The organism is Flammeovirga sp. EKP202, assembly GCF_014534745.1.
GTDB lineage: Bacteria > Bacteroidota > Bacteroidia > Cytophagales > Flammeovirgaceae > Flammeovirga.
The window spans coordinates 88,000-99,870 of the sequence record NZ_JACVVP010000027.1; the positions used below are offsets into that span (position 1 = coordinate 88,000).

Genomic DNA, 11,871 nt, shown 5'->3' on the forward strand with positions numbered 1-11,871 from the left:
TTCAGTCATGGTGCACGATATTTTGTCAATTTTACTTTATCCCAAGTACTCATCAGTGTGCGGTACGTATTTGGTTTCAAATGCATACCAGATAAACTAAATAAACAGCAGCAATACTTCGAAATGAAATGCAAAAATGCACACAAATTAAATGAATTATGAACAACCAGTTTTTAATTGAGAAACTATTCTCTAAATCTATTTTAGGAACAATGCTTATTGCAGGCGCAATGAGCTGTACAAACAACCAACAGGAAATTACAGTTGCTGAAGAAGCCAGCCTTCAGAGCAGTAATGCCAGAACAGCAGTCGCTATAAGTAACAGTGGCTTTGAAAGCAGTTGGAGCAGTTGGTCGGATACAGATCCATCCGCTATTTCAGGCGATGCCAACTCAGGAACAAGTGCTGCCAAAATCACAGGAAGTGGAGGATCATTTGCTCAAGATGTCAATGTTGCTTCCAATACTGATTTTGAAGTATCTGCTTATGTGAAAGGCAGTTGGAGAATCTCTGCAACAGTCAATGGAAACAAAACTTCAAGAAGTGGTAATGCTTCGGATTGGACAAAAGAAACTGTCGCTTTTAGTTCAGGATCCTCATCGACAGTAACGATTAAAGGAGAGTATTATAATGGTGAAGGCCGCTATGATGATTTCGAATTGATCGCATTGGATGGATCTTCTACAAATCCTCCGGCCTCCTCAGAACAGTTGTCGGTAAGTGGAGTAGCAGCTTCATCAAATGATGGAAATGTTCCTCAAAACACCACGGATGGAAATCTAGGTACAAGATGGTCAGCTAATGGTAGTGGTCAATGGATTCGTTATGATTTCGGTTCTGTAAAAAACATTGAATCAGTAGCAATAGCTTGGTTCAAAGGAGATCAAAGAGCAAGTACTTTTGAGATTCTAGCTGGAGATGCAACAGATGCATTAAGTGTTGTACACTCAGGTGTCTCAAGTGGAACTTCTTTAGATTTAGAAACAGTATCATTGAGTAACGTTTCAGGGCGTTATATCCAGATTATTGGGTATGGAAACACATCTAACACATGGAACAGTATCACAGAATTTGAGGCTTTTGGGACAGATGGAGATGGAAATGGTACTGATCCAACTGACCCTACAGATCCTACCGACCCAACACCTGGTGGAGATTATCCTTATGATGTATTAGGTTTGCAAAATTGGAAGTTAAATGCGTTCTCAGGAACATTAAATAACCCTACTTTCGTAGATCAAATTCCTAATTTGGATACTTATTCTAACGATAATTGGTTCTATACTGATGGTTCTAAAGTGTTCTTCAAATGTTATGCAGGATACCCTACTTCTTCTGGTTCTGGAAATCCAAGAACAGAGTTAAGAGAATTGACAGCCAATGGATCTAATAATATCTATTGGGATGGAGGAAGTGGTACTAACCGTATGGAATGGAAAGTAACAGTTAACCAATTACCAAGTTCAGGTAAGCTATGTTTTGGTCAAATTCACGGTCCTTCTAATTCTTATGACGATGTGATCAGAGTACAATATGAAGGAGACCCTAACCAATCTTCAGGTTCGGCAAGATTGAAAATTATGGGTTGGGTAACAGAAGAAAATGATGATGGTTCAGGAGACTTTATTGATGGAAATTGGGCATTGGATCAAGAAATGCATCTTGAACTGATTTTTGAAAACAGCAATGTAGTGTTGTATTCTATCAATAACGGTTCAAGAACAGAGATCTACCGTTTCAATGGCTGTAACAGTGATTCAAACTATTTTAAAGCGGGTAACTATATGCAATCCATGAAAGGGAAGTCATTAGATACGAGCGATTATGGTTTAGTTTCAATAAGCTATTTGAAAATCACACACTAAGAAAAGTATGGGCGTTGCAATGAAACGCCCATGCAAAATATTTTAAATTGTATTTTTTTGAAAACGGACGAATATATACCTACTATCAGTATTCTTTACCTTATAAGTAATAGTCTTATAGTTTCACTTTATTTGAATGACGTGTGGATAGATTAAGTAAAAAAATAGTGTTTTTACGATGTTTTTATTGGTAACTAAGCGGCTCCATTTTTTGGAAATGCTTTAAACCACACGTATTTATTCATGAGAAAAAAAAGTAGAGATAGGTTTTTCCTATGCTCTACTTTCTTCTTTTTTACTCTTTATGTTTTCCTTACAAAGGAATATTTCCATGCCTTTTTCTAGGATTATGATCCACTTTATTTCGAAGCATATTGAATGCCGCAATCAATCGTTCCCTTGTATTTTCAGGCTTGATGACTTCATCAATGTAACCTCTATAAGCGGCCCTATAAGGGTTAGCAAATTCTTCAGTATATTCATCAATCTTTTCCTGTAGTTTTGCCTCAGGATCTACAGCACTTTGGATTTCTTTTCTGAATATGATTTCCGCTGCACCTTGAGCACCCATTACTGCAATTTCGGCTGTAGGCCAAGCGTAATTCAAATCTGCACCTATATGCTTAGAGTTCATTACATCATAAGCACCACCATAGGCTTTACGTGTGATGACTGTCACTCTAGGAACTGTTGCTTCACAAAAAGCATAAAGCAATTTAGCACCGTTGGCGATGATTCCATTCCACTCCTGATCTGTACCAGGAAGAAAGCCAGGTACATCTTCAAATACTAATAAAGGGATATTAAAAGCATCGCAGAAGCGCACAAATCGGGCAGCTTTCTTTGAAGCGTCATTATCCAAAACGCCTGCAAGTACCGCAGGTTGGTTACCTACAATACCTATACTTTTTCCTCCTAAACGAGCAAAACCTACGACAATATTTTCAGCATAAGCTTCATGTACTTCAAAGAAAGTATCTTTATCAATAGTACCGTGAATGACATCGCGAATGTCATAGGGAGTATTCGGGTTGTCAGGTATGATATCTTTCAATTCTGTTCTGACTTCAGAATTGATATTAGAATATTCATAGCGAGGAGAATCCTGCTCACAATTTTGAGGAATATAACTTAGGAGCTTTCGGATGTTTTGTAGTGCAATAGCTTCATTGGCTGCCGTAAAATGGGTTACACCACTTTTGGTACTATGTGCTGAGGCTCCACCTAGTTCTTCGGAAGTAACTTCCTCATGCGTCACTGTTTTTACAACATTAGGACCTGTTACAAACATATAGGACGTTTGCTCCACCATCATAATAAAATCAGTAATAGCAGGGGAGTAGACTGCACCACCGGCACAAGGTCCCATGATACATGAAATCTGAGGAATAACGCCTGATGCACGGGTATTTTTATAAAAAATGTCTGCATAGCCGCCTAGGGATTTCACACCTTCTTGAATACGAGCACCACCAGAGTCATTCAATCCGATTATAGGAGCACCATTTTTCATGGCCATGTCCATAATCTTACAAATTTTCTCAGCATGAGACTCTGAGAGAGAACCACCAAATACAGTAAAATCTTGAGAGTAGACATAAACTAATCGACCTGAAATTTTACCATAACCGGTAATTACACCATCACCTAGATAATGCTCTTTATCCAGTCCAAATTGTACCTCACGGTGTCTGACGAATTTGCCTACTTCATGGAAAGTATTTTCATCTAAGAGTAACTCTATTCTTTCTCGGGCGGTTAGTTTACCCTTTTTGTGTTGAGCTTCTATTCTTCTTTCTCCGCCGCCAAGTTCGGCTAAGCGGTTCATTTCTTCTAATTGCTGAAGCTTATCCTTCATGTTGTTTATTTCTAGTGTTTTTTGGTTTGTGTAGTGTACTATGATCAATAGAGCAGATGAAAGGCTCATGTTTTCATTAGTACTAATCTTAAGCTAAGAAAAAAACAGAAGACAAAAAAAAAGGGAGCGATATTTTTCTATCACTCCCTTTCATCTAAGTCAATGTTCAACTAATTTTTAATTAGCAGGTTCTTTTGCGTTTCCGTGGTTTTTTACTGAACCAATACCCGAAGCTTCCATTTTAATGTATTGTTCTGCATTTACATGCATGCTTCCAATACCATTGCATTCTGCTTCAAGGTCTCTAACAATAAAATCTTTGGCCATTACTTTACCGATGCCATTACATTCCATAGTGGCCTTGTTCGCTTTACCTTTTAAAGTAATCTGACCTACGCCGTCAAACTCAAGGTTAAACTCATTTGCAGATAAGACTAATTCGTTGTCTCCTACACCAGAATATTCAAAGTCAAGAGTGTTGAACTTTAAATCTCCTTCACTGGTCATTTCTCCGACCATTGCAGTTTCAATTTTTGTCAAATCGACAAATTGAACATAAATGACCGGTCTGTTATTTTTCCACTTTGTAGATTTTTTTTCTTCTCCATCTTCTCGATTTCTAAATTCGATTTGATCACCTTTTTGTTTAAAAGTAATTTCTTGGAGTTGTTTTTCGGTACCTTCAATAAAAGCTTTTGGAACATCCCCTTGTTTAAGGACTAAGTCAAACTCACCGTTTACTTTGAGTGAAGTAAAGTCTTTGACATCAAGCTTTTTGGTGGTTACTTCTTTTTGAGCAAATACTGAAGAAATAGAAATTAAAATGACACTTGTAAATAATAGTAATTTGTTCATCATGATGAAAGTTTTTCTTTTAAAGACAAAAGTTAATTTGAATAGTTGCATCAATATAAGAATTTATTCTTCGAGATAAGGAATGATAGAAACAAAAAATGTCTTACCCTAATTCTAAAGGGTAAGACATGGGGTAAAGAAAAATAGATCAAAAACTTTTACCTGTTTTTATTATTAAGATCTCTGATTTAAGTTATTAGCTACCTTCACAACCATAAAAAGTTGATTTTCGTTGACGATTCTTCATTTCTTGAAAAATTGTGTTCAAAAAATCATAAAAAAAGCACCACATTGCCGTAATGTGGTGCTTAAAGATGTATTTCTTAAGGATGAATTATCTCATCTCCTTGTATTTGTTGATCAATTGATTCGTTGAAGAATCGTGAGAAGCAACTTTATCATCGTTTTGTAATTCAGGAAGAATTTTGTTCGCTAATTGCTTACCTAATTCTACACCCCATTGGTCAAAACTGAAGATGTTCCACATTACACCTTGTACGAAGATTTTGTGCTCGTACATTGCAATCATTGCACCCAATGTAAATGGAGTTAACTTCTTGAATAAGATTGAGTTTGTAGGGCGGTTACCTTCAAATACTTTGAACGTCTTTAATTTATCAATCTCCTCATCAGATTTACCAGCCGCTTTGAATTCTGCAACTACAGTTTCCTCAGACTTACCTGTCATCAAAGCTTCAGTTTGAGCAAAGAAGTTAGATAATAACTTAGGATGGTGATCACCGATAGGATTTTGAGAAACTGCAGGAGCAATAAAGTCAGCAGGGATCAATTTAGTACCTTGGTGGATCAATTGGTAGAATGCGTGTTGACCGTTAGTACCAGGCTCACCCCAAATGATTGGACCAGTTTGGTAGTCTACAGGATTACCCGCTCTGTCTACATACTTACCATTTGACTCCATATCACCTTGTTGGAAATACGCAGCAAAACGGTGCATATATTGATCGTAAGGTAGTAAAGCGTGGCTTTCAGCACCGAAGAAGTTGTTGTACCAAATACCTAATACTGCTAAGATTACAGGAAGGTTTTCACCGAATTCAGCTGATTTGAAGTGGTTGTCCATTGCGTGAGCACCCTCTAATAACTCCTCGAAGTTATCATAACCGATGCTACAAGCGATAGAAAGACCAATTGCCGACCATAATGAGTAACGACCACCTACCCAGTCCCAGAAACGGAACATATTTTCAGGAGCGATACCAAACTCTCTTACTTTTTCTTCATTTGTAGAAAGAGCAACAAAGTGCATCATGATATGATTTTCGCTTTTCGCAGCTTCCAAGAACCAGTCTCTTGCTGAGTTAGCGTTTGTCATTGTTTCTTGCGTAGTAAACGTCTTAGAAGCAATGATAAATAAAGTTGTTTCAGGGTTTAAACCTTTTAATGTTTCAGAGATATGAGTTCCGTCAACATTAGAAACAAAATGAATATCAATATTAGTCTTGTATGGCTTTAAAGCTTCAGTCACCATGTAAGGACCTAAGTCAGAACCACCAATACCAATATTTACAACGTCAGTAATAGCTTTACCAGTGTAACCTTTCCAGTTTCCAGAAACTACTTTGTCCGTAAATTCTTTCATTTGGCGTTTCACATGGTTTACTTCAGTCATTACGTCTTCACCGTCTACTGACATAGGAGCGTTAGACTGATTACGTAATGCTACGTGATAAACAGCACGATCTTCTGTTTGGTTGATATGCTCTCCAGCGAACATTGATTGAATACCTTCAGCTACACCTGTTTCTTTTGCAAGGTCAAGAAGTAGGCTGAATGTTTTCTCGTCGATGATGTTTTTTGAAAAATCAACAAAAATATCTTCGAACGTCAATGAAAATTTTTCTGCTCTATCTGCATCCGCACTGAATAAATCATTCATGTGTACGTCTTTCATTTCAGCATAATGAGCTTCAAGTGCTTTCCAAGCTGCTGTTGAAGTCGGATTTACTGTTTTCAACATGTTATATCTGCTTTTGTGTATTATTAATTTCTAAAATAATAGAAGCTTTTCGCTTCAAGTCACAAAATTACGATTTCATAGGAATGACACAAGTTGATTTTACTCACACTTTTGTGATTTTACTTACTATTTTGATTTCAACGGATTGATAGGGGAAATAAAAAGGAAGAGAAAACAAAAAGAGCATACTTTTTATTCGTATGCTCTTCCTGTGATTTAATATGTATGTTGATTAATCTTCCGATTTCTGCATATGTACCACTCTTTGAGGGAATGGAATTTCGATATCAGCATTATCGAAGGCGATTTTAGCCGCTTCAGTTGTTTCAAAAAGAACTCCCCAATAATCATCCACACTTACGTGAACTCTTAATTGTAAATCTACTGAGCTGTCACCAAGATTTGTAACCCAAACCACTGGTTTCTCAGGATTGTCTAAAACTCTTTTATCATTATTCGCAAGATCAAGTAAAATCTCTCTTGCTTTTTGAATATTAGCACCATAAGAGATACCAATAGGAATATCACATCTTGCAAAACCTTCGCGAGTGAAATTCTTAATAACACCACCTGCTAAAGCTCCATTAGGAATAAATACATGTCTACGGTGTGGTGTAACAACAGTAGTTGCAAATAAACCAATGTCGAGAACGACACCTAAGTGTCCTTGAGCATCAATCAATTCTCCTTTTTTGAATGGTCTTAGAGTGAGAATTAAAGCACCACCTGCAACGTTGGCTAGTGATCCCTGAAGTGCTAAACCAATTGCTAAACCTGCAGAACCCAACATTGCAATGAATGAAGTTGTTTCGACTCCTGCTTGTCCTATGGCAGCAACAACAATAATGACTTTAATGATAATTTTTGTGATAGCTACTAAAAAGTCAACTAATGCTTTGTTGTCAGAATATTTCTTTTTGACTTGCGTGGAAACAAAATTACCAGCTTTATTCGCGATGTAAAAACCAATAATTAAAATCGCTAAAGCTCCTAAAAGTTTAAAAGCATATTGGTTAACGAAATTCACTGTAGAGACGACAATTACGTCCTGATATTGAGAAATTTCTTCCATTTGTAAGGTATTATTAAAGAATAGATTGAAAAATGCTATTGTATCTAATTGTTACATGAGATATCAATAATTTATAGTTCTTTTAAAAAATTGATGGAAAGTACAACCGATGTGTAGTTTTCAGAAAGGATTATTTAGTTAAATGAAATATAAATTAATATAACCTGTATACTTAGATACTTACTTTGTATAAAATTAAAATTATTTTTCTGAATATTGTAATTGTAAAAAGAAAAAACATTGCTTTTTTCAATTAAAAACAAAGATTACATGTCAGATTACACAAACTTGGTAATTGAGGAGTTAAAAGAAGCACAAGAAGTTTTAGCTCGTTTTTTATCAGATACAAATAATATAAATGCAATTGAAGCTGCAGCAGATCTTCTCGTAAATTCTTTCCAAAATGAAGGGAAAGTAATTTCATGTGGAAATGGAGGCTCACATTGTGATGCGATGCATTTTGCGGAAGAGTTAACAGGGAGATACAGAGAAGATAGGCCTTCTATTGGTGCAATAGCGATTTCTGACCCTAGTCATTTATCTTGTGTAAGTAATGATTATGGATATGAATATGTTTTTTCAAGATATTTGGAAGGAGTCGGTAGGAAAGGAGATGTGCTCTTTGCACTAAGTACTAGCGGAAACTCTCAAAATATTGTCAATGCGATCAATACAGCTCAACAAAAAGGCATTAAGGTAATTGCATTAACAGGGAAAGATGGAGGGAAAATGGCGAATCTAGCAGATGTCGAAATTAGAGTTCCTCATTTTGGATTTGCTGACCGTATTCAAGAAATCCACATTAAAGTTATTCATATAATCATACAGCTCATTGAAAAGAAGCTGGGATATTAAAAATAAAACGAGGAGGACTAAGCCTCCGGGTTATCAAATTGAAGAGGGAGTTGTATCGTAAAAGTTGCACCTCCTTCTTTGTTGTTAAAGGCATTGATTTCTCCTCTATGTTGTTTGATAATGTCTTTACAAATCATCAAACCTAAGCCCAAACCATCTTTCTTAGTTGTAAAGAAGGTTTCGAACAAATGGTCTAAATCTTTGATTCCGCCACCATTATCGATAATACTTACTCCAATTTTATCCTTTAGAAGATTGGTTCTAATGGTAATTTGGCCACCTTCAGGAGTATGTTCTTTTACAGCTTGGAAAGCGTTGTCGATGAGGTTAATGAACACTTGTGAAACTTTACCACCTAAACAGATGATTTCACCCACCTTTAGATCATAATCTTTGATGATCTCAATTTCATCGTATTTATATTTTTTATGGAGTAAGTTTAAAGTGGTATCAAGATTCTCGTGAATAAGATAAGGTTTAGGGAATCCATGATTACTTTTTACTACATTTTTCAATTCAGCAGAAATGTCCATAATCCTTTTTACCCCATCTTGAATGCCATCTAATAAGAGCTTACACTCTTCCACATCCTCTATTTTTTCTTCATCTACATTTTCGATTTCTTTGATGAAAACAAGAAGCTCATCAAGGGTTTCTTGAATTGGAACAACATTATTGTAAATGAAATTGGTAGGGTTATTAATTTCATGGGCAACAACTGCCATCATTTGACCCAATAAAGCGAGTTTATCATTCTTTTCAAGCTGCTCGAACATCCTTTTGGATTGTTCAAGTGCTTCCATCAACTCAATATTTTTTTCTAGAAGCTTTTCATTAAGCTCATGTTCTTCTAAAGCTTTCTGATCAATGATCACTTTTTGTTTTTGTATCTCTTTCGCTTTTTCGGTGAGTTGTACACTAAACTGTCTAAATCGTTTAGATTTTAGGTTGAGTAGATAAAGAATGACAGCAAAAAGAACAAATACAACAAAGAGAAAAATGATAAAATATTGTTGGTTTTTGATTTGATCATTGGAGATTTGACGCTCGAAATTAAGTTTGTCAATTTCTTTTTCCTTGTTCGAAAGTTGAATAGAGTTATCAAGCATCTGTGCTCTTCTGAGCTTTTCTGTATCATTAAAAAGTTGGAGGTACTTAATGTTATCCTTCAGGGCAATATTCTCTTTAATCAAATCACCCTTATTATGGTAAGCTTTTACCAAAAGTTCAGAGAGTTGCAAAGCCTCTAATATAGCAGGCAATTTTTCAGCTATAGTTAAACCATTACCAGCATAAGCAATACATTGATTATAATTTTCCAGCTGATACTCTACCTCCGCTTTTCTAATGAGTACCCTTGCCTGTCCAAGAGGCTGTTGCAGGGTTAAGAAACCTTCATAAGCTTTATCATAGTTTTGAACTGCCCATGATAAACTATCTAAACTTGACGCGTAAGTAATCCCAATTTGTTCATAGCACTTGTATTGCAATGATTTGTAATCTGTTTTTTTAGCTTCTTCTAAAGCAGCCAAGAATTTAGTACGTGCTAAATGTGGTTTTCCTCCACTTAAAAGTGCTTTGCCTATACTAAACTCCGCTACGGCAATACCATTTGTATCACTGATTGCAAGTCTTGCCTTTCTAGCTTTTTTGTAATTTTCTAAAGCGACATCATATTTTCCTGAAGACAGTTGTATATCTCCAAGATTCATGTAGCAGTAGCCAATCATATGATCATTTTCTTCCTTGGTACTGATGATGAGAGCTTCTTTCATATTTTTCAAAGCCTCATATTGGTTTCCTTGGAAATAAAATAGATTACCAATATTGATGTAAGCATATCCTTTTTGAGGAGTATCGTTTAAGATATCTGATTGGAGTAAAGCTTGTTTATAAAAATCTAACGCTTCTGTATAATTTCCTAAGTTACGATGTGCCACCCCCATAAGGTTGAGCACTTTCGCAGTATTTTTAAATTTTACATCAGATTTTGTTTCATGAAGTAATTTGTTGCCAATTGTAATAGTTTTTTCCGGTGCAATGTCTCTGTACTCCCACATAAGGTCAATCATGGCTGTCCATTTTTGATCTTTAGAGAGATTTGGTAGCTCTTGTTCCAATTGCTCAATTTTTGTGTTCTGAGCTTCTATAATTGGCGATTGCAACAGAGAGAAAATAAAAATAATGCCTAAAAAGTTCTTCATATGACATGTAAAATAGATAGAAACGCTTAATAATTCTATCTTAAAACGATGTTATTAAACGATAAGTTAATAAACATTTTCATATCCATTAAATTTTAATTGTTAATCCTGTTTAAGTTCAGGATATATTTATTGCTTCCTGCATTAAAAACAGGGAATTTAGCGTCTAAGTTATTATTACTTTTTTCTCTAATTTTTAATGCATCATTCCAGTTGTATACGATGGGTACTGAATGATCCATTTTTTCAAAACCTAATTTTGTAAAGCTCTCACCAGCAGACCAGTCGGAGTCAGTGTATGTCATAATATCATCTGGTGAATATTCTTTGATGAAGTATTTCAATAGCTTACTTAATCCTCCAACAACAGTATGATCATTAAGATTACAATAACGAATTAATTCATAGGATCGATGAGATAGTCCATCTCTGTCATTTATTTTTCTTTTTCCGCTGAAAGACGCAACAGCAACTAATTTTTCCCCTTGAAATAATCCCAATTTGATTTTTGAACTAGGAGATCCGCTAATATGATTACTTTCAATAAACTCATTTAAAGTATGAATGTCGATTCTTTTTACTTTCAATGTTCTTGCGTGGATTCGTGTTGTATAACCAAGTAGTCCTGCAACGCGAGACAAGACAGCACTTTGTTTCAAGTGCCAAGTATCTGCCCATAAATGAATAATACGTTCCTCTTTAAAATAGGAATTAATAGAGGTAATAGCATGAGTTGTATGCCACTTTTTAAAAGACTTTGTAGGGTTGATAAAGTGGATTTTTGTACTGATACTAGGAATGGAAATAAATGAATAAGGAGATGTATCTATGTGATTTACAATGCTATATTGAATATTTTTATCTTCAAGATAGCGGAGTAGAGGTCGTAAAATTGTTCTAATATTATTTTCGGTATTCTGATTTTGATTATTCATTTCTCCTGTTAACGTATGAAAATTATGCAATGTAAAGGTGCTTTTTTTGAGATTAATATTGCGGAAAGGTTAAATTTTTGCAGATTTGTTTGTTATAAAATGGACATACTCTATATTTGCCTATTAAATATATAGGGTAATAGAATTATTAATTTTACTCTTATTCAAAAAACGTATGAGCGAAGCAACAAATATACATCCGATTTTTAATTCTCTTTTATCAAGAGAGAAAAAACAAGAATCATT

General features: G+C 35.3%; 8 protein-coding genes. 2 read left to right on the forward strand and 6 right to left on the reverse strand.

What is annotated here, in order from left to right; translation table 11 throughout:
• The first annotated feature begins 158 nt into the window (after positions 1–158).
• Entirely contained in the window at positions 159–1,865 is a 1,707-nt protein-coding gene (locus tag IC221_RS16950) for a polysaccharide lyase family 7 protein (RefSeq protein ID WP_188170111.1), read from the forward strand.
• Between the two features lie 313 nt (positions 1,866–2,178).
• Here the strand turns inward: IC221_RS16950 and IC221_RS16955 are convergent, their stop codons facing one another.
• The 4 genes from IC221_RS16955 to IC221_RS16970 form a co-directional block, all read right to left on the reverse strand.
• Entirely contained in the window at positions 2,179–3,723 is a 1,545-nt protein-coding gene (locus IC221_RS16955; RefSeq protein ID WP_188170112.1) for an acyl-CoA carboxylase subunit beta, read from the reverse strand.
• Positions 3,724–3,900: 177 nt separating this feature from the next.
• On the reverse strand, positions 3,901–4,581 hold the full coding sequence (locus IC221_RS16960) for a head GIN domain-containing protein (protein WP_188170113.1): 681 nt from the start codon (positions 4,579–4,581) through the stop codon (positions 3,901–3,903).
• Between the two features lie 331 nt (positions 4,582–4,912).
• The gene (gene pgi, locus IC221_RS16965; protein WP_223241416.1) at positions 4,913–6,559 is read right to left on the reverse strand and encodes a glucose-6-phosphate isomerase; all 1,647 of its coding nucleotides are present in this window, start codon (positions 6,557–6,559) and stop codon (positions 4,913–4,915) included.
• A 232-nt stretch (positions 6,560–6,791) separates the two neighbouring features.
• Entirely contained in the window at positions 6,792–7,631 is an 840-nt protein-coding gene (locus IC221_RS16970; protein ID WP_188170114.1) for a mechanosensitive ion channel family protein, read from the reverse strand.
• Between the two features lie 270 nt (positions 7,632–7,901).
• Between IC221_RS16970 and lpcA the strand changes: the two genes are divergently transcribed.
• Positions 7,902–8,486, forward strand: a complete 585-nt coding sequence (lpcA, locus tag IC221_RS16975; protein ID WP_188170115.1) for a D-sedoheptulose 7-phosphate isomerase — start codon at positions 7,902–7,904, stop codon at positions 8,484–8,486.
• Positions 8,487–8,503: 17 nt separating this feature from the next.
• On the opposite strand, the gene IC221_RS16980 is transcribed toward lpcA, so the two are convergent.
• A complete protein-coding gene (locus tag IC221_RS16980; RefSeq protein ID WP_188170116.1) occupies positions 8,504–10,690 on the reverse strand; it encodes an ATP-binding protein in 2,187 nt (728 codons plus the stop codon).
• A 95-nt stretch (positions 10,691–10,785) separates the two neighbouring features.
• Positions 10,786–11,625: a hypothetical protein gene (locus IC221_RS16985; RefSeq protein ID WP_188170117.1), complete on the reverse strand. Its 840-nt coding sequence runs from the start codon at positions 11,623–11,625 to the stop codon at positions 10,786–10,788.
• Between the last annotated feature and the right edge of the window lie 246 nt (positions 11,626–11,871).

What these genes read in the sequence shown, in the direction of transcription:
- pgi (WP_223241416.1), bottom strand. Translation starts at nt 6,559, where the DNA reads ATGTTGAAAACAGTAAATCCGACTTCAACAGCAGCTTGGAAAGCACTT.
- lpcA (WP_188170115.1), top strand. Translation starts at nt 7,902, where the DNA reads ATGTCAGATTACACAAACTTGGTAATTGAGGAGTTAAAAGAAGCACAA.
- IC221_RS16980 (WP_188170116.1), bottom strand. Translation starts at nt 10,690, where the DNA reads ATGAAGAACTTTTTAGGCATTATTTTTATTTTCTCTCTGTTGCAATCG.
- IC221_RS16955 (WP_188170112.1), bottom strand. Translation starts at nt 3,723, where the DNA reads ATGAAGGATAAGCTTCAGCAATTAGAAGAAATGAACCGCTTAGCCGAA.
- IC221_RS16950 (WP_188170111.1), top strand. Translation starts at nt 159, where the DNA reads ATGAACAACCAGTTTTTAATTGAGAAACTATTCTCTAAATCTATTTTA.
- IC221_RS16985 (WP_188170117.1), bottom strand. Translation starts at nt 11,625, where the DNA reads ATGAATAATCAAAATCAGAATACCGAAAATAATATTAGAACAATTTTA.
- IC221_RS16960 (WP_188170113.1), bottom strand. Translation starts at nt 4,581, where the DNA reads ATGATGAACAAATTACTATTATTTACAAGTGTCATTTTAATTTCTATT.
- IC221_RS16970 (WP_188170114.1), bottom strand. Translation starts at nt 7,631, where the DNA reads ATGGAAGAAATTTCTCAATATCAGGACGTAATTGTCGTCTCTACAGTG.